The 22,992-nt window shown below is 57.4% G+C and carries 23 protein-coding genes; 10 read left to right on the top strand and 13 right to left on the bottom strand.

Going from position 1 to position 22,992, the window contains the following annotated elements:
- On the top strand, positions 1-1,377 hold the full coding sequence (locus ACYASS_RS02485; RefSeq protein WP_463584955.1) for a c-type cytochrome: 1,377 nt from the start codon (positions 1-3) through the stop codon (positions 1,375-1,377).
- Positions 1,378-1,699: 322 nt separating this feature from the next.
- Here ACYASS_RS02485 and ACYASS_RS02480 read toward each other — a convergent pair whose 3' ends face one another.
- Both ACYASS_RS02480 and ACYASS_RS02475 read right to left on the bottom strand, forming a co-directional pair.
- The gene (locus tag ACYASS_RS02480) at positions 1,700-3,097 is read right to left on the bottom strand and encodes an ATP-binding protein (protein WP_463584954.1); all 1,398 of its coding nucleotides are present in this window, start codon (positions 3,095-3,097) and stop codon (positions 1,700-1,702) included.
- A gap of 1 nt (position 3,098) precedes the next feature.
- Positions 3,099-3,818: a response regulator gene (locus ACYASS_RS02475; RefSeq protein ID WP_463585048.1), complete on the bottom strand. Its 720-nt coding sequence runs from the start codon at positions 3,816-3,818 to the stop codon at positions 3,099-3,101.
- Between the two features lie 153 nt (positions 3,819-3,971).
- On the opposite strand from ACYASS_RS02475, the gene ACYASS_RS02470 reads away from it, so the two are divergent.
- The 3 genes from ACYASS_RS02470 (at position 3,972) to ACYASS_RS02460 (ending at position 6,999) form a co-directional block, all read left to right on the top strand.
- The gene (locus ACYASS_RS02470) at positions 3,972-6,278 is read left to right on the top strand and encodes a TonB-dependent siderophore receptor (RefSeq protein WP_463584953.1); all 2,307 of its coding nucleotides are present in this window, start codon (positions 3,972-3,974) and stop codon (positions 6,276-6,278) included.
- A gap of 156 nt (positions 6,279-6,434) precedes the next feature.
- Positions 6,435-6,689 (top strand): type II toxin-antitoxin system RelE family toxin, encoded by a 255-nt coding sequence (locus ACYASS_RS02465; protein ID WP_463584952.1) that lies wholly within the window; start codon positions 6,435-6,437, stop codon positions 6,687-6,689.
- A complete protein-coding gene (locus tag ACYASS_RS02460; RefSeq protein ID WP_122664666.1) occupies positions 6,628-6,999 on the top strand; it encodes a helix-turn-helix domain-containing protein in 372 nt (123 codons plus the stop codon). The genes ACYASS_RS02465 and ACYASS_RS02460 overlap by 62 nt, the downstream gene beginning before the upstream one ends.
- A gap of 236 nt (positions 7,000-7,235) precedes the next feature.
- On the opposite strand, the gene ACYASS_RS02455 is transcribed toward ACYASS_RS02460, so the two are convergent.
- Together ACYASS_RS02455 and ACYASS_RS02450 are read right to left on the bottom strand one after the other, a co-directional pair.
- Entirely contained in the window at positions 7,236-7,799 is a 564-nt protein-coding gene (locus ACYASS_RS02455) for a GNAT family N-acetyltransferase (RefSeq protein ID WP_463584951.1), read from the bottom strand.
- 174 nt (positions 7,800-7,973) lie between these two features.
- Positions 7,974-8,345 (bottom strand): PH domain-containing protein, encoded by a 372-nt coding sequence (locus tag ACYASS_RS02450; protein WP_122664664.1) that lies wholly within the window; start codon positions 8,343-8,345, stop codon positions 7,974-7,976.
- A gap of 90 nt (positions 8,346-8,435) precedes the next feature.
- Here ACYASS_RS02450 and ACYASS_RS02445 point away from each other — a divergent pair, with 90 nt between their 5' ends.
- Positions 8,436-8,750 carry a DUF7693 family protein gene (locus ACYASS_RS02445; RefSeq protein WP_463584950.1) on the top strand — a complete coding sequence of 105 codons (315 nt, stop codon included), beginning with the start codon at positions 8,436-8,438 and terminating at the stop codon, positions 8,748-8,750.
- Here ACYASS_RS02445 and ACYASS_RS02440 read toward each other — a convergent pair.
- Positions 8,741-10,072, bottom strand: a complete 1,332-nt coding sequence (locus ACYASS_RS02440; protein WP_463584949.1) for an aminotransferase-like domain-containing protein — start codon at positions 10,070-10,072, stop codon at positions 8,741-8,743. The two genes, ACYASS_RS02445 and ACYASS_RS02440, sit on opposite strands and share 10 nt — an antisense overlap.
- Before the next feature lie 85 nt (positions 10,073-10,157).
- On the opposite strand from ACYASS_RS02440, the gene ACYASS_RS02435 reads away from it, so the two are divergent.
- Entirely contained in the window at positions 10,158-11,054 is an 897-nt protein-coding gene (locus tag ACYASS_RS02435) for a DMT family transporter (RefSeq protein WP_463584948.1), read from the top strand.
- Positions 11,055-11,331: 277 nt separating this feature from the next.
- Here the strand turns inward: ACYASS_RS02435 and ACYASS_RS02430 are convergent, their stop codons facing one another.
- Complete coding sequence (locus tag ACYASS_RS02430; protein ID WP_463584947.1) at positions 11,332-11,682, bottom strand: DUF6152 family protein; 351 nt, start codon at positions 11,680-11,682, stop codon at positions 11,332-11,334.
- 136 nt (positions 11,683-11,818) lie between these two features.
- Positions 11,819-12,727, bottom strand: coding sequence for a LysR family transcriptional regulator (locus tag ACYASS_RS02425; protein WP_463584946.1), 909 nt, complete (start codon positions 12,725-12,727; stop codon positions 11,819-11,821).
- A gap of 89 nt (positions 12,728-12,816) precedes the next feature.
- On the opposite strand from ACYASS_RS02425, the gene ACYASS_RS02420 reads away from it, so the two are divergent.
- Positions 12,817-13,329 carry an SRPBCC family protein gene (locus ACYASS_RS02420; protein ID WP_463584945.1) on the top strand — a complete coding sequence of 171 codons (513 nt, stop codon included), beginning with the start codon at positions 12,817-12,819 and terminating at the stop codon, positions 13,327-13,329.
- Positions 13,330-13,346: 17 nt separating this feature from the next.
- On the opposite strand, the gene ACYASS_RS02415 is transcribed toward ACYASS_RS02420, so the two are convergent.
- Both ACYASS_RS02415 and ACYASS_RS02410 read right to left on the bottom strand, forming a co-directional pair.
- Positions 13,347-14,150 (bottom strand): AraC family transcriptional regulator, encoded by an 804-nt coding sequence (locus ACYASS_RS02415; RefSeq protein ID WP_463584944.1) that lies wholly within the window; start codon positions 14,148-14,150, stop codon positions 13,347-13,349.
- 88 nt (positions 14,151-14,238) lie between these two features.
- Complete coding sequence (locus tag ACYASS_RS02410; RefSeq protein ID WP_463584943.1) at positions 14,239-14,844, bottom strand: LysE family translocator; 606 nt, start codon at positions 14,842-14,844, stop codon at positions 14,239-14,241.
- 273 nt (positions 14,845-15,117) lie between these two features.
- On the opposite strand from ACYASS_RS02410, the gene ycaC reads away from it, so the two are divergent.
- On the top strand, positions 15,118-15,744 hold the full coding sequence (gene ycaC, locus ACYASS_RS02405) for an isochorismate family cysteine hydrolase YcaC (protein ID WP_043304203.1): 627 nt from the start codon (positions 15,118-15,120) through the stop codon (positions 15,742-15,744).
- Between the two features lie 323 nt (positions 15,745-16,067).
- Here the strand turns inward: ycaC and ACYASS_RS02400 are convergent, their stop codons facing one another.
- From ACYASS_RS02400 to ACYASS_RS02390, 3 genes are read right to left on the bottom strand one after another with little or no spacing between them, the layout of a single operon-like run.
- On the bottom strand, positions 16,068-17,186 hold the full coding sequence (locus ACYASS_RS02400; protein ID WP_463584942.1) for a beta-glucosidase: 1,119 nt from the start codon (positions 17,184-17,186) through the stop codon (positions 16,068-16,070).
- A 37-nt stretch (positions 17,187-17,223) separates the two neighbouring features.
- Positions 17,224-18,411 carry a UDP-galactopyranose mutase gene (gene glf / locus ACYASS_RS02395; protein WP_463584941.1) on the bottom strand — a complete coding sequence of 396 codons (1,188 nt, stop codon included), beginning with the start codon at positions 18,409-18,411 and terminating at the stop codon, positions 17,224-17,226.
- Positions 18,399-19,568, bottom strand: a complete 1,170-nt coding sequence (locus tag ACYASS_RS02390) for a glycosyltransferase family 1 protein (protein WP_463584940.1) — start codon at positions 19,566-19,568, stop codon at positions 18,399-18,401. Before ACYASS_RS02390 ends, glf begins: the two co-directional genes overlap by 13 nt.
- Positions 19,569-19,904: 336 nt before the next feature.
- Between ACYASS_RS02390 and galE the strand changes: the two genes are divergently transcribed.
- Positions 19,905-20,930: a UDP-glucose 4-epimerase GalE gene (gene galE, locus ACYASS_RS02385; protein WP_463584939.1), complete on the top strand. Its 1,026-nt coding sequence runs from the start codon at positions 19,905-19,907 to the stop codon at positions 20,928-20,930.
- A 132-nt stretch (positions 20,931-21,062) separates the two neighbouring features.
- Entirely contained in the window at positions 21,063-21,899 is an 837-nt protein-coding gene (gene yghU, locus ACYASS_RS02380) for a glutathione-dependent disulfide-bond oxidoreductase (RefSeq protein ID WP_463584938.1), read from the top strand.
- A 503-nt stretch (positions 21,900-22,402) separates the two neighbouring features.
- Here yghU and ACYASS_RS02375 read toward each other — a convergent pair.
- Positions 22,403-22,783 (bottom strand): RidA family protein, encoded by a 381-nt coding sequence (locus ACYASS_RS02375; RefSeq protein ID WP_463584937.1) that lies wholly within the window; start codon positions 22,781-22,783, stop codon positions 22,403-22,405.
- Positions 22,784-22,992: the final 209 nt, after the last annotated feature.

Genomic DNA, 22,992 nt, shown 5'->3' with positions numbered 1-22,992 from the left:
ATGACATCCAAATCCCGCTCCCGGCTGCTGGCATTGCTGGCCGTCTGTGTAGTGCTTGCCCTGCTGGCCTGGCTGGTCAGTGTGTTCCTCAACAAATCGGGTGACGCGGCTGCGCAGATGACTCAGGAAGTGACGCCTGAGCTCATCAGCAAAGGGGCGTATCTGGCTCGCGCTGGCGACTGCGTGGCGTGCCACACCGCTCACGATGGCAAAACCTTCGCCGGTGGCCGTGGTATCGAGTCGCCAATCGGCACGATCTACGCGACCAACATCACGCCGGATAAAGACACCGGTATCGGTGGCTGGACCTATGGCGACTTCGAGCGCGCAGTACGTCGCGGTGTCGGTCACGATGGCAGCGCGCTGTATCCGGCGATGCCGTTCCCGTCGTATGCCAAGGTCTCGGATGAAGACACGCAAGCGCTGTACGCGTACTTCATGAAAGGCGTTGAGCCGGTCAAGCAAGCGAATCAGGCCAACGATATTCCGTGGCCGCTGTCGATTCGCTGGCCGTTGGCTTACTGGCGCACGCTCTTCTCGCCAGCACCTGAGTCGACCGTTGCACCTGTTGCGGGCACCGATCCGCAACTCGTTCGCGGCGCGTATCTGGTACAGGGCCTGGGCCACTGCGGTTCTTGCCACACACCACGTGCGCTGACCATGCAGGAAAAAGGTCTGGACGAGAAAAGTGCGGACTACCTGACGGGCGCTTTGCTCAACGACTGGGCTGTGCCTTCGATCCGTGGCGTTGCTCACTGGTCTCAGGACGAAATCGTCGACTACCTGGGTTCTGGCCGTAATGCCAAAGCTTCGGTTGCCGGTGAAATGACGGACGTTGTAGCCAACAGCACGTCGCACATGACCGATGAAGATCTGCATGCGATGGCGGCTTACCTGAAGTCGTTGTCCGGCCCCGCTGACAAGAATGGCGAAACTGTTTATCAGCACAATGCTGAGCGCAGCGCCGCCACGGCCAGCAAGTTGACCGCCGCCAAGGACCTGACCCTGGGCGAGCGTCTGTACCTGGACAACTGTGGCGCGTGCCACTTTGTCAAAGGTGAAGGTGCTGCACGGATCTTCCCGCGTCTGGACGGTGCTTCGATCATCAACGCCGAAAACCCGACCGCTTTGATCCACGTGATTCTCGCTGGCGCGCAAACGCCGTCCACCGCGAGAGGCCCGTCGATCCTGCCGATGCCAGGCTTTGCCCAGCGCATGAACGATGCAGAGGTTGCCGAACTGGCCACCTTCCTGCGTCAGGGCTGGTCCAACAAGGCTCCTGCGGTGTCCGCGAAGCTGGTTCAGGAAGTCCGCACGGCTTTGGCCGAAGGGCATCCGAAGCAACAGAAAAAGCTTGAGGCCAGCAACGAGAAGTAAGTTGTATACGTTGTAGTCAGAGCTGTTCAAAAAGCCCGCCTAGTGCGGGCTTTTTGTTGGCGGCTCGACCCGTAGGAGCGACTTTAGCCGGTCCCACTGGACAACCTGGATCTGTGGGAGCTGAGCTTGCTCGCGATAAACGATAACGCGGTGTGCCTACCGGCAAAGTCTCCTGCATCGCGAGCAAGCTCGGCTCCCACAGGGTGGGTTCTATCCAGAAGGATCGGGCGGCAAGAAGTCGGCTCGATCTGGCACCCATAATTTGAGCCAATTACAGGCCTCGTGGGAGCTGAACTCCCGCAGAGATAGCACCCCACCTCAATCATCCCTCCCGATGCGGCAAGAACAGCTCCGCGACCAGGCCTCCTTCAGCCCGGTTGCGCAAGGTGAGGCTGCCGTCGTGGCTCATGGCGATGCGCTTGGCGATGCTCAGGCCCAGGCCGTAGCCACCTGACTGCGGGTTGCGAGAGTCTTCACCGCGGATGAAAGGCTCTGTAATCGACGCCAAAAGCTCCTCTTCTATGCCTGGCCCATGATCCTTGATGCGGACAAAAACACCCTCGTCGGTTCTTTCCAGCGAGATCACAATCTGCCGGGCATAACGCAACGCATTGACCAAAAGATTTTGCAGACAGCGATGCACCAGCACCTCGTTGGCATAGAGCAGCCCGCCTCGCCCCAGAATCGGCAGCGGCTCGTCAACAGTGGTCAGGTCTGCGCACAGCCGGGCCAGCAATTTGTCGATATCGACCACCTGAAAGGACTGCTGCCTGGCGCTTTGCAGGTAGTCCAGCACCTGACCGATCATGCGGTCCATCTGCACGATGTTCTGCTTCAAACGTTCGCGATGCGTGTCCTCGGCAAGCCGCTCGATGCGCAAGCGCATACGGGTCAATGGCGTGCGTAAATCGTGGGAAACCGCGGCCAGGAAAAAGCTCTGATCGTTGACCATCGCAATCAGGCGTTGCTGCATGGCGTTGAAGGTTTGTGCGGCCTGGCGCACCTCCTGCGGCCCCTCCACCACCAGTGGCGCTTGTTCGAGGTTGTCACCCAGACCGCGCGCAGCATCACTCAAACGCTGCAACGGACGCAGGCAGATTCGTACTGCCAACCAGCAGATCGCCAACACCGCGAGAATGCGCAACACATAAATCCTGAGCACGTAATCCGCAATCAGCGCCCAGGCCGACTCACCGCTCCAGCCCTGCAACTCCTGCCCTTCGATATCCAGCCAGCGCCCATCGGCCAGCGGTACGGCGAAACGCACATGAGCCAACGCCGTGTGCAAACCAAACAGGCTGCGCCAGACCACAGGTTGACCTTGTTCATCAGTGAGAGTGACCTTGAGAATCCGCGCTGGCTGATCATGCCCGAGCTCAAAAGCCAAGGCCTGCCTCAACAACAACTCGATGCGCCGCCGACCGCGCTTCTCCCCGGAGTCGGGCTCGGGTACAGCGTCCACACAACTGATCCGATAGCGCGCAGGCGTGGCAATTGGTTCGGCTACGGAGCACCCCGCTTCGCTAATCAGACCCGCGGTGCGGCTCGCAATCAGACGCACCGGCGCTTCAAGCACCTGAGCAAAGCGCACATCGAACCAGATGCTGCTGGAGAGCAACTGGATCGCCAGAGTGCCGCTGACCATGATCAGCAGCAATTGCGCAAACAGGGTTTTCGGCCACAGGCGTTTGATGCGCGCGCAGATCTGCGCACGTGTCATGTCAGGCTCCCTGGCCGCGGGGCGTGATACTGAGCAAGTAGCCTTCATTGCGGATGGTCAGGATTTGCACGACGCCGTCTCGGGTGTCCTTCAGGTGCTGGCGCAGACGACTGATGCACATGTCCACCGAACGATCGTCCGGCTGATAATCGCGCCCCAGCGCGCTACGCGTGAGCTGGTCACGAGACAACACTTGTTCATGGGACGCAAGCAGGTCGCGTAACACTCGATAATCCGAGCGCGGCAAGCTCAACGACGGGCCTTCGGGTGGGCTCAATAGCCGTTTGACATGATCAAGCCGATACCCGGCAAACTCCTGCAAGGCGCTGACGGGCGCTTTTTCCAGCGGTTCGTTGCGACCGGGACGACGCAGCACCGCCTTGATTCTGGCAATCAGTTCACGCGGCTCGAAAGGCTTGGCCAGATAATCGTCGGCACCCACTTCAAGCCCGATGATGCGGTCCAGCGCCGTGCCCTTGGCCGAGAGCATGATCACACTCAGCCCCGGCATCCCTTGCAAACGGCGGCACAGGCTAAGACCGTCCTCACCCGGGAGCATCAGATCCAGCACCACCAGATCCACCTTGTGCTGCTCCAGTTGCTCCCACATTTGCGGACCATCCGCCGCAGCCAGCACACGGTCGCCTGACTCGCTCAGGTAATCGCAAAGCAGTTCACGGATTTCATCGTCATCGTCCACGACCAACAAGGTCCTGGTCATTGGCTGGGGCATTGAAGCAAGGGAGTTCAGAGCGCTCATTACATTCCATTACATACCCGTACAAGCCGGGGATAGTGCTCAAAGTCACGGTGAATAAAATCGTATCAAAAATCATCTGCAAATACGAAACATTACCAGTGACGACAGGGCATCATGACCACTCATTTCCCGCAATCTTCTGCACCCCGAGCGCAGTCGCGCAGCGCATTCAACCCCAAATACACAGCTCTGGTCATTGCGATGGGCCTGAGTGCGCTCTCCAGCCAGGCAGTCGTTGCCGACGACACGGTTGAACTCGGCGCGGTCAACATCGAAGACAGCTCACTGCCAACCGGCGATGCAGCCGAACAACTGGGCTACACGGTCAAAAGCACCACCAGTTCCACCGGTATGAAACTGACCCCACGGCAAACCCCGCAATCAGTCACAACCATCACCCATGAGCAAATGGCCGACCAGCAGATCACTAGTCTGGAAGACGCGCTGGAAACCGCTCCCGGTGTGACCATGAGCAAGTCGGAAGTGGGCGGTCGCACCGACTATCGTGCTCGTGGTTACTCAATCACCAACTGGAAAGTCGACGGCCTGCAATTCCAAGGCGGCTCAGACTTCAGCGGTGGCGGCAGCGCGCTGAACATGGACATGTACGAGCGCGTCGATATCCTGCGGGGCGCCAATGGTTTGCTGGGCGGGACCGGTGATCCATCGGCAACGGTCAACCTGATCCGCAAGCGCCCTGGCACCGAATTCGGAGGCAGCGCTTATGCCACCTACGGCAGCTGGGACAAGCGCCGACTGGGCGCCGACCTGAACCTGCCGCTGTCCGAAGATGGCCGCCTGCGCTCACGCTTCGTGGTCACCCAGCAGGATGCCAACTCTTTCCGCGACAACCAGTCTGATCGCTCCCGCGCAGCGCTGGCCAACTTTGAGTTCGACCTGAGCGATGCCACCACCATTGGTGCGGGTTACCAGTATGAGTACGCCAAAGTTGTCGGCGGCGGCTGGGGTGCCAACATTCCCATCTGGTATGGCGACGGCAGCAAGACCAACCTGCCACGCAGCACAAACGTGGTCCCAAGCTGGAGCTTTGGTGAGTACATCACGCGTACCGGTTTTGCCTCGCTGGAACACCGCTTCGACAACGATTGGACGCTGAACGTCAACGCGGCACAAAGCACCAGCGAAGTGCTGAATCATCGTGGCCTGGCCAAAGTGAACTCGTCCGGCGGCGGCAACTATGGCGGTTACTGGGATCAGGACGGCAGCGGCGCAGTACTCAACGGCCTGCACAGCTCCACCGACACCACGCAGCAGTCTGCGCAATTCGACCTGACCGGTCCGTTCCAGCTGTTCGGCCGAAGCCATCAGGCGATGTTCGGCTACAACGACAGCCGCACGGTGTCCTGGTCCCCGCAGTACAACTGCAACCTGACCAGCGCTACCCGCACCAGCGCAACCTCGACCAACTGCCAGTTCCGCGCAAACAACGGCTTCCCGCTCAGCGACTGGACCAACGGCGTGGATGACGACTTTTACATGAACGCCTGGAAGACCGGTCGGCACACCAAGACCACCACGCGTTTGCAGGGCATGTACGCCGCCACGCGCCTGAGCATTACTGATCCGTTGTCGGTCATCGTCGGCGCCCGTGTCAGCGATTACTCTGCTACCACTATCAGCACCGCGGGCGCACGCAGCAGTCAACAGGAAAACGGCATCGTCACCCCTTACATGGGCGCGGTCTACGACCTGAACGACAACTACTCGCTCTACGCCAGCTACACCGACATCTTCTCGCCGCAAACCAGCGAAGATCAGGGTGGCAGCAAGATCGAACCGATTCGTGGGCAAAGTTACGAAACCGGAATCAAGGGCGAATGGTTCGATGGTCGTCTGAATGGCCAGGCGGCTTACTTCCGCACGCGTCAGGACAACAAGGCTGTTGAAGACGGCGGCAACCTCACACCAACCGGCGCCCAGGCTTACAAGGCAGGCTCGGGTGTGGAAACAGACGGTATCGACCTGGAACTGGCGGGCGCCCTGACGCCCAACTGGAACGTCTACGGGGGTTACACCTACCTGCACTTCCGTCGCGAAGACGAAGGCAGCCGCGCCGACCCGTCTCACCTGTTCAAGGCTTCGACGACCTATCGCCTGTCTGGCCTGCTTGATCAGTTGACCATCGGCACGGGCGTTACTGCGCAGACCAACATCCGCACAACCTCCACTCCGGCAGGCATTCCCACCAACGGCGTTAGCCGCGGCCCAACCGACGTGAACTGGTCCGGCTACGCGATCTGGAACGCCATGGCCAAATACGCCATTACCGACGACACATCACTGACACTCAACGCCAACAACCTGTTCGACAAGCACTACTACAGCCGCTACGGCTTCTACGCGGGCGCAATTTATGGTGACCCACGCAGCGTGTCGATGACGCTGAGTACGGCGTTTTGATGGGGAGTTGATTGCATAAAAGAAGCCCGCTTATTGCGGGCTTTTTTGTGGAAGCAGAAATTCGTTGGCAACATCGTGCAAGGGTCTGATCATTGGCAAACCGAATTTTATAAGTAAATATCCGTGAATTACTTATAAAAGACCTATATTTTTCCTGTGAACACCATTAACGGGACACGTAAGGCCGTTAAGCAGCTCCTGAAACTGCACACACTGCATCAGCTCCAGATTCGCGATGCGGTGACCAGGCTTACCGTTATTCCGGACGTTCCCAGCGTCAAGATGCTGGTGCGGCACGAACATGGATATCGGCTGAGAGTTAGTGACGACCGCGTCCTGTTCGATTGGGATGGCGCAATCAGGATCGTCAGCATACAAGAGGTCAAGAAACGTGACGAACGCACCTACTGACGTTCAAATCATCAACGGCCCGGATGGAAAACCGGCATTCGTGGTGATTCCTTACGCGCAATACGTCGCGCAACATAATAATCACAGCGACCTGATACCCCATGAGGTAGTGAGTCTCATCGTTGATGGTGCCTCACCAATTCGCGCCTGGCGTGAGCATTTGGGACTGACTCAGGAAGATGTCGCCAAGCGATTGGGCATCAGCCAACCTGCTTATGCACAACAGGAAACGGTCGCCAAGCCGCGCAAGGCGACCCGAGAAAAAATCGCGACAGCGTTCGGGATAGGTTCAGATCAGCTGGAGCTTTGAGGAGGGACTTCGAGTGAGCAGAGGTCAGCCTTGCTGTGACATCGCACAGTTGTGCAGCAAGCGAGAGTCCTGTGGGGGCGGTGTTTGGTCTGGGCGGCATTCCGACTATAAACAATAACGCAGTGTGTCCTCCTGACGCATCTCATGTATCGTCGGAATGCCGCCCAGACCAAGCACCGCTCCCACAGGAAATTCCATTTCAAGCCTGACTTTTGAATATTGCTGAAGAAAACAGCCTATTTACGACGAGGCCTCGAAACCACGGATTCAATATTCTTGCGCCCGATCAGCATTGGCTTTTGCGGTGCATCTTGGGCGAGCCACTTGAACATCACCAGGCAATCGACGAATCCCAATCGCGCATGTTGATAAGCACGCGGCAGGCGGCCGACGATATCGAACCCGAGCTTCTGCCACAGCGCTACCGCGACTTCGTTGCTCGCCACCACCGAGTTGAACTGCATGGCCAGGAAGCCGCTTTCGGTGGCGACCTTCTGCGAATGCTCACACATCAACCGGGCAACGCCGCGGCCGCGAGCGGCTTCGGTGACCATGTAGCCGCAGTTGCACACATGACTACCAGGACCTGCCGCGTTGGCTTTGAGGTAGTAACTGCCGAGCAACACGCCATCTTCTTCGGCGATGAAGGTGTGCAGCGGCATTTCCAGCCAGAGGTACAGCGCCTGCTCACGCGTCAGCTGCGGATCGTAGGCGTAGGTTTCCTGCGCAGCGACCACTCGCTGGAAAGTGGGCCAGAAGAGCTCGAAGTCCTCGGCAGTCATGGGCCGGATATTGATCATGGGGCAACCTTGAAAAAGTGAGTCATTGGGCAGGTTTCAGGCCTGAGGAGCATCCTGCGAAGGTTTCGTCGGACTTGACTCTGCAGGAGCTACCGCAGGCTGCGAACAGCGGTCTGTCAGATGTACCCGATCGCAGCCTTCGGCAGCTCCTGCAGTGGTGGATTCAAGCCACTGCTACCCCAACAGATGTTTGGATATAAGCTTCGAAATCTCCACCATCGACGTCTTCCCGGTGAACTCGAACTTCACCTTGCCCAGCGCTGAAAAATAGATCTCCAGTTCGGAGTCCAGGTCGAAGGTGCCGGAGGTTTCGATAGAGTAAGCAACGATATTTTTATAGGGCAAGGACGTAAAGTCTTTCTTGCTGCCCGTCAGCCCCTGCACGTTGACGGCGATGATGCGCTTGTTGGTAAACACCACGCCGTCGCGCATTGATTTGTAAGAATCAATCACGTGCTCCCCGTCCAGCAATAACGCGGTCACGCGCTCGGCGTACTCGTCGTTCTGCTTGAGTTTGAAGAAGCCTTTGTTATTGAAGTCGATCATCCACTGCGCCTCGCTTGTAAAGTAATCTTCCCGGATTGCTGCGGGCATGTTCAGGCACTGCCCCATCGGTTTCAACAAGAGAATATCTGCATGGCGAAAACCACTACCGACCTTACTGCGCGGGACGTCTATCAGCTCCTGAAAGATATCGCCCTCGAAACGCGAACGTTACACATGGTGAACACCCGCAAGGGGCAAATCGAAATAGAGGTAGATGGCTGGCAGCTCACGTTGATCAGTGAGGACAACAAACTGAGTCATTGCCAGGCCTGCCAGTCACCCGAAGGTAATCTCGGAACAGCGGACCATTGGCAGCGCTACGGCACCGACCCGGTCAAGCTGCTGAGCATTTGGGAGCACCAACAACTGCAACGGCTGCTGAAGTTATCCACAACTCAGGAATGAACCCCGACGACCCAACTCACTTTTTTCAGTGCCGCACGCAGTGTCGGCATGTCCACTGAGCCGAGCGCCAGACGGATCGCATGCGGCACCTGAGCAGACACCGCAAACGGCTCCGCCGTGGACACAGAGATGTTCTCGCGCATCAACGACGCCGCAACCTGATCCGCTCGCGCATCCTCGGCCAATGGCAGCCAGGTGAAATACGAACAGGGATGGCTGACGCAATTCAATCCGCACAGCAGCTCATCGGCCAGCAATTGCCTCGCTTGGGCATCTGTACGCTTCTGCGCTTCCAGCGTGCTGACTGTGCCGTCTTCCAGCCAACCGGCGGCAATCGCGGTCATCACACCGGCGGTGTTCCAGGTCGTCGCCCTGATGACACGCTCCAGCGCAGCGACCCGCGAAACCGGGGCGGCAATGAATCCGAACCGCAACCCGGTAGCGACGCTTTTCGACAAGCCAGACACATACACCGTGCGCTCCGGTGCCAACTCCGCAAGAGGCGGCGGCGGATCGAGTGCAAGAAAGGCATAGGCCGCGTCTTCAATGATCTGTAGTTCGTGTCGCCGGGCGACGGACACCAGACGCTCGCGCTGCTCGATATCCATCACCCAGCCCATCGGGTTATGCAGCGTTGGCATGCTGTAAATCCCACGCACCGTTCTCTTTCGGCAAAGCTTTTCCAGCGCATCGAAATCAGGCCCTGAAGCCGTGACAGGGATCGGCAGAACTTCCAGGCTCAGTGATTCAGCCAACACCTTGAAGCCGGGGTAGGTCAACGCATCAGCCGCAACCACATCGCCGGGTTTGAACAGCGCCATCAGCGCCACCGCCAGACCATGCTGAGCGCCATTGACCAGCAAAACCTGCTCTGACTTAACGGTAAGCCCGCGGCTGCGCAGATGACGCGCAACGGACGCCCGCTCGTGGGTACGCCCGGCATGAGGCTGGTAGCGCAACAGTGATTCCAGATCCCCGGACAGCGCGAGTTGGCGCAACGCATTGCGCAATAAATCGGCCTGGCCTGGCAACGACGGGTAGTTGAAATTGAGATCGATGACGCCGGTCGCCACCTCTGGCTGATCAATGCCATGCCCCAGTGGTAATGAGGCCTCACGAACGAAGGTGCCGCGCCCCGCTTCACCACTCACCAGGCCCATGGCCTCAAGCTCGGCATAGACCCGAGACGCAGTAACCAACGCCAAGCCTTCTGCTGCGGCCAGGGTTCGGTGTGTGGGTAAACGTGTGCCCGGCGGCAAACGTCCCGAACGAATATCCGCTGCAAAAGCATCCACCAGTGATTTGTAACGCGCCATAGGCATGCCGAACTGTATCCATGACAATTTTTTGATTGTACTGATACTCAACTCTAGGATGCTTTTACGCAACCCGACCTGAGTGTCCAGCATGGAACAAGCATCAACTCCAAAAATCCCGTCCATGGAAAACGCCACCCGAGGATGGATCAATGGCCTGATCGGCGTGGTGATCTTCAGCGGTTCATTGCCTGCTACGCGGGTTGCGGTGCTGGAATTCGACCCGGTATTTCTGACCGTCCTCCGCGCAACCATCGCAGGCACTCTGGCCCTGTGCATACTGTTGCTGTTTAAGGAGCCGCGGCCCGCCCGCCACCAACTGCTGTCGTTGTTGATCGTAGCCATCGGGGTAGTCGTCGGTTTCCCGCTATTAACCGCGCTGGCGTTGCAGCACGTCACGTCCGCGCATTCCATCGTCTTCCTTGGCTTGCTGCCACTGGCAACGGCTATTTTCGCTGTACTGCGCGGTGGCGAACGTCCGCGTCCTGCCTTCTGGTTTTTTTCGGTGCTGGGCAGTTTGATGGTGGTCGGCTTCGCTTTCTCTCAGGGCTTGAATGCGTCCGCCACCGGAGACATCCTCATGCTCTTGGCCATTCTGGTCTGCGGGTTGGGTTATGCCGAAGGTGCCAGGCTGTCCAGAACGCTGGGGGGCTGGCAGGTGATCAGTTGGGCGTTGGTATTGGCCTTACCAGTCATGGCAACGCTGAGTTTGCTGCTGAGCCCACCGTCATTTTCGACCATCAGCCCCCTTGCCTGGCTGAGCCTGGGCTACGTGTCGTTGTTCAGCATGCTGATCGGCTTCGTATTCTGGTATCGCGGCCTTGCCCAAGGCGGGATTGCGGCGGTTGGGCAGTTGCAATTGCTGCAGCCTTTTTTCGGACTCGCGTTAGCGGCGACATTGCTCCATGAGCAGGTCAGCCCAGGCATGCTCGGGGTGACGGTGGCGGTTATTCTTTGTGTGGTGGGTGCAAGAAGGTTTGCACGGTAGGTGACACAGCGCAATTGGACCCCGGTGGCCCGGCACCGCGCTGTCTTGCGGCAAACATTGGTTCTGTAGGAGCTGCCGAAGGCTGCGATGGCGGTATGTCAGGAGTAATGCTTCGCAGCCTTCGGCAGCTCCTACAAAAAGCGCATTTCAATTCGATGGTTTGCAGTTTTGATGACAGCGAACTTGTTCGCGAGAGGCGGCAGGCTTGAATCACCGCATCAAACCTCTCGGCAACACGTTACCTCCTACCTGACTGCCCGCTGACTGGTCGGGCGCATCAATCCAGCACAATGGTCTTGCCGTCGAGTGTGATGCTGTCAGCACGCATTTCATCAAGTCTGTATTTACTCCGATACCCGGTCACATCAACCTTCTTACCTACGGCAAGACTATCTGCGGAAACACCATGGGACCTCATGCGTGCTGGAGGCGTCAAAATAACCGTCCAGGTTTCTTCATTTGTTCTGAGGCGCATCGTGACGTAGGAGCTGGAGTAGCTTGACGCATCAATCGTCCCACTGAGTTGCTGCGGTTTACTGGTGTCGTACTCCGTCCATCCATACTCGGCAAACGCGGCTGATGCAGTCAGTAACAATGGCAATGCAAAACCTTTCAGCCAGACGTTCATGATGCTTCGCTCCTGCGAAATACGGCTTACTCCAGTCCGGCGGTGGCAAGTGGACAGCAAAAATCCCGATCGAGATAACGCCGCGTACCGGTTCAGCATAGTCCCGCTAAGTACATGAAGCGGCGGCACTGATCGATTAATGACACTTGTTTGGGGCAATCAACAACTCAAACAACAGCGCCCGAATCCAGCGATGCGCAGGGTTGTGATGTGTGCGCTCGTGCCATGCGGCTATTTTTGCGAAGCCGGGAATGACCAGTGGCGGCTCGACCCTCTGCAAGCCATCGCCTTCAGTTACCAGACGCCGTGGCACCACAGCAATCAGATCGCTGCTACGCAACGCCTCGACCAGAATTAAAAAACTGGTAACCGAAAGACTGACCCGCCGTTCCCGGCCCAGGTCAGCGAGCGCGCGATCAGTTACGCCGCGGAACGCACCACCTGAATAGGACACAATGGCGTGGTCGAGTTCACAGAAGCGGTCCAGCGTCAGATTATCTGCGGCTGGGTGCCCATGACGTAACACCCCCACATAATGCTCATCGTAGAGATGGCGCGAATGCAGACCTTCATAGGTGGTTTCCGGAGTGAGGATTGCCAGATCGAGGTCACCGGATTCCAACTGCCCCACCACGGAATCGTCTTGTACAGGCCGTACTGAAAGGCGAATACCCGGTGCCTGCTCTCGCAATGCAGTGAGCAGCGGCAGAATAATGGTCCGCTGCGCGTAGTCAGTTGCAGCAATTGACAAGGTCAGGTTGGCTACGGATGGGTCAAAAATATCAGGCTGCAGCAACCGATCGATTTCTCCCAATACCCGTTTGATTGGCAACGCTAACGCCTGAGCCCTTGGAGTGGGGACGATACCCCGCTGAGCACGGACGAACAGAGGGTCGTCGAAGCTCTCCCGCAAACGGGTCAACATGCCACTTACCGCCGGCTGTGTCAGCGCCAGTCGCGTAGCCGCCCGCGTTACGCTGCCCTCGTCGAGCAAAGCATCAAGGGCTTTGAGCAGGTTAAGGTCCAGCGTCCTGATATCACGCATGCTTATGTAATTCCTCACGAAACACGATTGGCCTTATGGATTCTGGGTGCTCAGAATCTCTTCGTCAAAAACTGAATCGAGGAATGTTTATGAATGCTATCCATTGGCCGGAAGGCTATGTTCCAGGCGAGGCGGCTAACTTTGCGTCCAACGAGGTGATCGTTGCCGGTCTGAGCGTCACTGATGTTTGGCGCTTCCTGAACACTCCAGCTCTGTGGCCTACCTACTACAGCAACTCAGCGGACGTCGCGTTCCCTGCCGATAAAGGACCCGAGTTGACCCAAGGTGTGCGCTTTCGCTTCAGCACCTTTAGTTTCCCGGTCGAAGCCCAGGTCGTTGAACACGTACCGCCAAGCGCCGGGCAGCCAGCCCGCGTGGCATGGCACGGCTGGGTGGACGGCGATGCCCAGTCGCGGCTGGATGTTCATCATGCATGGCTGTTGGAGGACTTGTCTGGCGGCCGCTTGCGTATCCTTACACAAGAAACGCAGAACGGTGCACCGGCGCTGGAGCTGGCCAAAGCCCGGCCTAACCCGATGATCAACGGCCATCAGGACTGGTTGGACGGATTAGTCAGCGCAGCGCGTAAAGCCAGAAGATAAGCCCTAGAGGGCAAGACTCAGGCCGGGTTACACCACCGCAAAGGCGACAAGCCAAAGGCCTTTTTGAAGTGGCGAGACATGTGGCTCTGGTCGAAAAAACCCGCGGCAACCGCTGCATCCGCCAGGCTCTGGCCACGCGAGGTCAGCGCCCTGACCCTGTCCAGTCGCCGCAACGTCATATAGCGATGTGGGCTGGTGCCAAAGAACAGACGGAAGTCGTTGGACAGGCTCCAGCGATCCCGTCCTGAACACCCGGCCAGATCATCCAGCGTGACGGGCCTGTCCAGGTTGTCATCGATGTATTCGCGGGCGCGAGCTGCCGCCGCAAAGTGCGGACTGGATCGGGCCGTGGGTTGTCCTGCCAGTTGCGCCAACGTAATGACAAAGTTGAACAGTGCGTCGTCCTCTGCCAACGAGTCGGCTTCAACACCCACGCGGCCGAGCAGTGCCTCGGCGACAACTGCCATGCGCGGATCGCGACTGACCCCCGGTTTGAAGAAGGGTAACGGCTTGCCCTGCATGATTTGCTGAACCAGCGACGGGGGCACATGAATGCCCTGGTAACGAAAGCCTTGCTCTGAGCCGGCCCAACCATCGTGAGGCTCATCCGGATGGATAACCATGATTTCGCCCGGCAGGCATAGCCGCGCTTCACCCCGGTAACCGAAACGATGCACACCGCAGATCGTGCGCCCAATGGCGTAAGTGTCATGACGATGAGGCTCAAACGCATGCGCACCGAAAAAAGCCTCGAACCGCTCTACCTTCGAAGGTATTGCTGCGTGTCTGACCCAGTCGTGAGCGGTATGGCGATTTTGCATGAAGCGGTACCGATGCAATGATGAGATGTAGCGTCAGAAACCTTGGCAGGCGCCCTGAATAGACTACCCCGAAGTCATACGCCTCGAATTACTGTCCGCTGAAAGGCACGTAAAACTCTCGAAACATGAACCCGGCACACACCACCAGCGCCAGCCCCATCAGCCGATTGAACAGCGTGAGCCAAAACGCGTCTTTGATGCGTTGGCCCAGAGTCGCCCCCAGCATCGAATAAGCAGCCGGTGCGGCGCCGCCGAGAATCGCCAACAACACAGACACCACTGCGATCGCACCGCCCGTGACATGAGCGGCAGGCAACATGATGCTGGTGATAGGCAGTACCACCATGATGCATTTGGGATTGAACAGCTGGATCAAAAAACCATCCCGAAAACTGAGTGCTCTGGGTTGTTCCTCTCCCTTACCAACCGCACCACGCGTTGCTCTACATATCTGCCAGGCGAGATACAGCGTGTAGAAACCGCCTACCAAAGAAATGTAGGGCAACGCAGCCTGAGAAATAAGCGCCTCACCGGTGTAACCCAGCAGCACAAAGAGCAGCAACAACGCGCCCGCGACCCCGACAAAAAAACCTGAAGAATGCCGTGCTCGTCCAGAAAGCCCCGCGTCCAGCCCGATGAAGTTCACCGGTCCAGGGCTGTACATCACACTGAAAGCGTAGAGAAAAATTTCCATGGCTGGCCTGCATAAACCGAAAGACCGGACGCCTCGCCTGTCGCTTGCACAATGCCGTCCGGTTGAGTTTTTTCAAAGTCTACGCAGCCGGTAAACGTCTGGATTGTACGTTTGTGGGTGGATGAGCGGCGTGCGGACTGTCCCCTTCTGGTTGACAGTAAAACGCTTTCCAGCCGATTTATCCTTTATTCGAAGACCTTTAATCTGGCCTCAAGTTGAACGACGCCACTTAACACCACTACTTAATTACCTACTTCGATAAAGGATTCCACCATGACTAACGCCACTTACAACCGCCTGAACAAAGACGACGCCGTAGTTCTGCTGGTTGACCACCAGACTGGTTTGATCTCGCTGGTACAGGACTTCACCCCGAACGAGTTCAAGAACAACGTGCTGGCGCTGGCTGATGTGGCCAAGTTCTTCGAACTGCCAACCATCCTGACCACCAGCTTCGAACAAGGTCCTAACGGCCCGTTGGTACCAGAGCTGAAAGAAATGTTCCCGGACGCGCCGTACATCGCTCGCCCTGGTCAGATCAACGCTTGGGACAACGAAGATTTCGTCAAAGCGATCAAGGCCACTGGCCGCAAGCAACTGATCATTGCCGGTGTGGTGACGGATGTGTGCGTGGCCTTCCCGACGTTGTCGGCACTGGCTGAAGGGTTTGATGTGTTCGTGGTGACTGACTCGTCCGGCACCTTCAACACTGCGGTGCAGCAAGCTGCCTGGAACCGTATGACCCAAGCGGGCGCGCAGATGATGAACTGGTTCTCGGTGGCCTGTGAGCTGCAACGCGACTGGCGCAACGATATCGAAGGCTTGGGCAACCTGTTGTCCCAGCGTATCCCGAACTACCGCAACCTGATGAACAGCTACTCGGCGCTGACCGCTCGTTGATTTGAGTTGTAGTGACTGGAAAACAAAGCCCGCTTGTTAGAGCGGGCTTTTTTTGTGGCTGATTTTCCGACCGTACGCCTTTTCCCTAACACAGTGCTGTCGCGCAGCAAACATAGGACCTGTAGGAGTGAGCTTGCTCGCGATTTCGGCCTATCAGTCGGTGAATATATTGCCTGTTTTGACGTAATCGCGAGGAATGTGGGCCCGGTCACTTCTACAGAAAAATCATTTAAATTCAGTTAGTTATTCATGTTTTATGAGAGATGCCGCAGGCTGTGAAAGCAATTTCCCAGCCCCTCCGCCATCGCAGCCTGCGGCAGCTCCTACAGAGACCACGTCTGGCGCAGCAACACCTGCATTTGTACATGCAATGGGTGATACGGCGCGCGATTACCCTCGCCATCCGCATAGCCGAATACACCAGCGGGACAGTATCGACCGTCGTCCCAGCCGGGATAATCCAGAAATGGATACCAACACAGCGCCTCAACCACGACGCCCCTCTGTTGCGCGAGGGTAATCTGCTCGCTGATGTAGCTCAGCCATGGCACGCGCTCGTCACTCTCCGCGCCGGTTTCTGAAATCAGCAGCGGCCTTTGATAGCGTTGCTGTAGTTCCTTGAGCATGCCCGCCAGCGGACGAAAATGACGATCGCCCCGCAGGATCTTCGCGCCATTCAGGAACCATTGGTTATGCGGGTAGAAATTGGCGCCGATGATATCCAGATACTCTTCACGCCCGCCCAGCCCAGGCCATTGACGCCCCGCCAACATATCCCAGGTTTCGAACTGCGAAAGCCGATGACGCTCTGCGTTGTTGACCTCATCGGTCCGACTTGAAGCAGCCATGACGTTGATCAACGGCTCGCATTGCACAAACCGCGCTGCTGGCACCTGCTCACGAATGGCCACGGTAGCCGCAATACTTGCGCGCACGAGTTGATGCTTGAGCTCCTGACCTCGCCCACACATGCCTGGGTTGAAATAGCCGACCTCGCCACCCGCCCAGCTCCAGAAGGACACTTCGTTAAGGGGCGAAAAAAATGGAGCATCCACCCCTTCCTCTTTCATCAACCTGGCAACGGCACCCGCGAACCGGGCAAAACGCTCGACGAACTCCGGACGCCAGATATCCAGACCGTCGGGATAGCCGTAATGACAAAGGTCCCAAACCACCTGAATGTGATGATCCCGGGCAGCCCGCAACATCGGCAAAAAACTGCCCCAGTCGTAGTAGTACGCCTGCATTTCAATCAGATGCCAGCGCAGCCCGTCTCGTGCGCAGCCAATGCCAAGCCCCGCGAGCTGTGAATAATCTTTATCGACCCATCGGGCATGTCCCGTCGTGGCGAGCAAGTCCAGCCTCAAACCGTCCTTTCGACGCTGAGTCGCACACTCATAACCTGCCATCAGAAATGAACTGAAAAGGCGCTTGTTTTTCATCTTGCGCCCCCTGACGACAGGGCCGTCAGGCGACGCATCATCCGGCCTCCACCGCAGACGCAGACCGCCGTGTTTGCTGCTCGATACGCTGGTACAACGCCAATGCCTGGCCCACCACCTGATCCATGTTGTAGTACTTGTAAGTACCCAGCCGACCGAGGAAGGTCACGCCCGGTGTGTCGTCGGCCAACGCGCTGTAACGCTTGTACAGCTCCGCATTCTCCTGCCGCGGAATCGGGTAATACGGGTCACCTTGCGCACAGGGAAATTCATAACTGATGCTGGTCAGAGGATGCGCCTGGCCCGTCAAATGTTTGTATTCGGTAATCCGGGTATAGGGCACGCTCTGATCCGGATAATTGATCACGGCGACAGTCTGAAACTGCCTGGTCGGCAAGGTCTCGTGCTTGAACTGCAGACACCGATACGGCAATCGCCCGAAGCAGTAATCGAAATACTCATCAACGGGGCCGCAGTAGATCAACTGCTTGTAGTTGACCCGCTCACGCACCGCTGCGAAATCGGTCTCAAGCAACAGATCGATACACGGGTGATCAAGCATGTGCTCGAACATTTGCGTATAGCCGTGCAGCGGCATCCTCTGAAAAGAGTCAGTGAAGTAACGGTCATCTTTATCGGTGCGTGTGGGGATGCGCGACGTGACCGACTTGTCGAGTTCCGATGGGTCCAGTCCCCATTGCTTGCGGGTATAGCCACGGAAAAACTTTTCATAAAGCTCGCGACCAATCTGATTGATTACCACGTCTTCAGAGGTGCGAATATCGGCAACAGGCTCGGCACGATCCGCGAGAAAAACCTCTGCTTCATGTTCATCCATAGACCGGCCGTAGAGGGTGTTCAACGTCGTCAGGTTGATCGGAATCGGCAGTAGATGTTCATCGACGCGGGCAAGCACGCGATGTTCGTAAGCCCGCCACTCGGTGAACCGTGACAGGTAATCGACGATACGCTGCGCGTTGGTGTGGAAGATATGTGGCCCGTAGCGATGCACCATGACTCCGGCAGCATCGAGATGGTCATAGGCATTACCGCCAATGTGCTCGCGGCGATCGATCAACAGCACGTTTTGGCCAAGCCCCTCAGCCAGACGCTCGGCAATCACCGAACCGGCAAACCCCGCGCCGACGATCAGGTAGTCATATGCACGCTTGTTACTCGCCTGTGAAGGTCCTTTGCAGGCGCTCTCAATCGTTACCTTAGGCATTCGATGTGCTCCTTCATGACTGCGCAGGTTTTATCCCACGACATACCATCAAGCACCGCGTCAGCGCGCTCAGGGAAAGAGGCGTCTGCCCTGGATAGCAGGGCCGCGTTTATGGCGACAATAAAAGCCTGCGCTGAGTCCGCAATCGATACCACGCCTGAATCGCCATAACCGTTGACCACATCGCGAATCGCCGTCGATACCACAGGACAGCCGCCCGCCAGGTATTCAGGTGTTTTGGTAGGACTAATGAAACGTGTCGATTCGTTGATCGCAAACGGCATCAATGCCACGTCCCATCCGGACAAATAAACTGGTAACTCGTCGTAATGCTTGGCGCCCAGATAGTGAATATTGGGCTGACGCGGCAGCGTATCGGGGTCAATTTTCACCACAGGGCCGATCAATACGATCTGCCAGTCAGGCCGGAGTGTCGCCAGTTCGCTGACGAGATCAATATCAAAGCGCTCGTCAATGACGCCGAAGAAACCTAATCGCGGACGACCGATATCAGCTTGATCGGCAGGCTCGGGCAACCTGTCGCGAGCGGCCGCGAAATGTGCAATGTCGACGCTGCTGGGGACTGCATGAGCGTTTTGATGCTGACGGCGCTTGGCTTCCCAAAGGCTATGACCGCCCGTGAATACCACGTCGGCCGTGGCCATCAATTGCCGCTCCTTGACGATAAGATCTGGCGGTGCGCCCTTGAACGCCGACAGCTCATCCATGCAATCAAAGATCGTCACCTGAGCCTTGAGGTGCTCAGTAAACGCAAGGCTCATGGGCGTCAGGTACCACAACAGCAATTCACGGGAAGCCTGCCCGGCCAACCAGGCATCGAGCAACTGTCGTTGGGCATCCGTAATCTGTTGCGAATCCATACCCCACGGAAGGCGCGGAACCATGAGCGTAATCCCGCTGACCGGCCGGGATAACTCCAACTCAGGCTGATGAACGTCAGCGAAAATCGGTTCTTCGAAAAATACCACGTCGTAGTCCTTCGCCAGGCGAGACATGACGTGTTGCGGGCGCTGATAGACGAAACCCCAACGCAAATGAGAGAGGCACAACAGTAAGGGCCTCGCCAGCGCAGTTGCGGTGGAGCGGGCATCAATCCGGGCGGGTAAAAGATGATCAGGCGGCTCTAGAAGATTCATCGCGAATTCCTTTTTAAAATCGGAATCGAGACTGAAGCCCATGAGTCCTCTGGCTTCGACCGCACTCGGTTGCATTACCAAATGCGGCGGATGATCAGGTCACCCTTTTGCGCACTTCTAAAACTTGGAGGGGTGCAGTTCATCCAGCGTTCAACGGCGTTGCATGTAAAGCCGATGAACTGCACTGACCGGTCAGCAACACGCCTGGAACTCCTGCGCAATGGGAGCGCCCATACCTTCACATGCTTCGAAGTCGCCGCGCAGGCCAGAAGACGAACAAGGACATGTCCGGCAGGTTGAAGTCGCCGCTCACAGGTGATGGAACGAGGACAGCACATGATCTTGGTAACCGGCGGTGCAGGCTATATCGGCGCTCACGTGGTGCTTGAGTTAATGGATCACGGCGAAGACGTGGTGATTCTCGATAACCTCTGTAACAGCGCTCGCTCAGTGCTGAAACGGATCGCCCGAGTCAGTGGTCGACGTCCAGGCTTTGTTCTGGGCGACATCAGAAACAGTAGCGTGCTTGCCGCTCTGTTCGACGACTACGCGATTGATGCCGTCATTCATTGCGCCGGTCTCAAGGCCGTAGGTGAAAGCGTGCGTGAGCCGTTGCGCTATTACGACACCAATGTTGGCGGCAGTGTGACCCTGTGCCAGGCGATGGCCAACGCCGGTGTATTCACGCTGGTATTCAGCTCCTCGGCAACCGTCTATGGCGACTGCGCGGTGATGCCCATTGATGAATCCTGCAAGACTGGGCCGCCCTCGAATCCTTACGGGCAATCCAAATTGATGACGGAAAACATCATGAAAAGCCTGGTGATCTCCGACAGCCGCTGGTCAGTAGGCTTACTCAGGTACTTCAATCCGATTGGTGCCCATGACTCCGGGGAGTTAGGCGAAGCCCCAACCGACATCCCCAATAACCTGCTGCCCTATCTGCTGCAAGTCGCCAGCGGGCAACGTCCGGCATTGAGTATCTACGGCAACGACTATCCCACGCCTGATGGCACAGGAGTGCGTGATTACGTGCATGTCATGGACCTGGCTGAAGGGCATGTCAAAGCCCTTGAAGTACTGCGTTTGAAGCCTGGCGTTCAGATCTGGAATTTTGGCACCGGCCAGGGATATTCCGTGCTGGAAGTCGTCAAGGCGTTCGAGCGGGTCAGTGGGGTGAGCGTGCCGCTGATTTACGAACCGCGCCGCCCAGGCGATATCGCCCGCTGCTGGGCGGCCCCTGACAAGGCCTCGCTGGAGCTCGGCTGGAGCGCTAAACGCTCACTCGATTGCATGCTGACCGATGCCTGGCGCTGGCAGTGCCGCAGTCAGCCAGCGTCGATTACGACGCTGGCCAGTTAAGCAAGCGTTGCTGCACGGTTTAAACAAACACCATTGATTACAGGTCAATGCACTGGCAGGGTATGCCACTGACCAGACGCGACGTGCCCATTGCACTCGCGTTATCGCTTCGAACAATCAAGAGGTTCGTCCATGAGCAAAACACCTTATGTTCCGCCCAAGGTATGGAAAAACGAAGCGTCCGGCGGCCAGTTCGCAAGCATCAACCGGCCTGTCGCCGGGCCGACCCACGACAAGACGCTGCCCAAAGGCAAGCACCCGTTGCAGCTCTATTCGCTGGCTACGCCCAACGGCATCAAGGTCACCGTCTTGCTGGAAGAGCTACTGGCACTGGGGCACACCGACGCTGAATACGATGCCTGGCTTATCCGCATCAATGAAGGTGATCAGTTCTCCAGCGGCTTCGTCGACGTCAACCCCAACTCGAAGATTCCGGCATTGGTCGACTACAGCGCAGAACCGGCCATTCGCGTATTCGAGTCGGGTTCGATCCTGCTTTATCTCGCCGAAAAATTCGGCCGTTTCCTGCCCACCGATCCGGCTGGCCGCACTGAAACCCTGAATTGGCTGTTCTGGCAAATGGGCGCCGCGCCTTACCTTGGCGGTGGCTTCGGACACTTTTACGCCTACGCGCCAGAGAAGCTCGAATACCCGATCAACCGTTTCGCCATGGAAGCCAAACGTCAGCTGGACGTGCTGGATCGCCGCCTCAGTGAAAGCGCCTATCTGGCGGGCGACGAATACACGATTGCCGATATTGCAGTCTGGTCGTGGTACGGCCAACTGATACTGGGTGGCCTGTATTCAGCGGCTGAGTTTCTGGCGGTGCATGAGTACACCCATGTACAGCGCTGGGCGCATGAGATCGCCAAACGGCCCGCCGTCATCCGTGGCACCCGGGTCAACCGCACCTGGGGCGATGAAGCGACCCGCGTACCGGAGCGGCACGACGCTGCGGATCTGGATTGAGGAACCTGTGGGAGCAGAGCTTGCTCGCGATGCAGGCGCTGCAGTCCATCAGGCAGATCACATTGTCGTTATCGCGAGCAAGCTCTGCTCCCACAGTTGATCACCGCCCGCAGATATCGAGCAGACGACACAAATGCTGCTAATGCACCGGCCCTTTCGCGAATGAATTCGCTCCCACAGGTTTTGCGCCCGGTTCAAGCTCATGATGCTCCTGCGGGACTGTCGGGTTGGCGCTGCATGTAAACCTGTGGGAGCAGAGCTTGCTCGCGATGCAGGCGCTACAGTCCATCAGGCAGATCGCGTTGTCGTTTATCGCGAGCAAGCTCTGCTCCCACAGTTGATCACCGCCCGCAGGCATCGAGCAGACGACACAAATGCTGCTAATGCACCGGCCCTTTCGCGAATGAATTCGCTCCCACAAGATTTGTGGTTTACAGGCAGATATGGAGTCGCCCATATGAATCGTTTTTCATTTCAGGCGACTCACATCACTGCGTTTTACCTCAACCTTTCGCCGCCATCGCCGTCACTTCCACGCGCATGCCTTCAACGGCCAACGCGGCGACACCCACGGCGGCGCGCACCGGCCAGGGCTTGGCGAAGAAGCGCTTGTAGACTTCGTTGAAAGCGGCGCGATCAGCCATGTCGGTAAGGTAAATAGTCAGGTGCAAGACCCGATCCATTGAGCTGCCGGCTTTTTCCAGCGCTACTTTCAGCGCTTGCAGCGTGCACTCGCTCTGTAGCGTGATATCGCCCAATTCCAGACTGCCGTCAGCGTGAGTCGGAATCTGCGTCGAAACCAGCAGCCCGCCAAAACCAGCGACGTCAGAAGAGATGGAGTCCGAATCAGGATCAGGGATGAAAGTGATGTCGTGATTTGCCATGAGGGTCTCTTGTCGGAAGTAAAAAGGTCACTTGCGAAGCGACGTCTTTTTTTGCGAGACCAGTTTACAGGCGGCTTGAGGTAAAACGCAGCCATGAAAAAACCCGCCGAAGCGGGTCATTTTTCATCAATACCATTCCAACATCCTGTCAGTAGCCGTCCCGGCAATGGTGGTCTTCCTTTACCTCCGAAGCGCTTCCTGCGTTTCGG

This window comes from Pseudomonas sp. HP_14, assembly GCF_055283875.1.
This window is presented reverse-complemented; position numbering and strand designations above follow the sequence as displayed.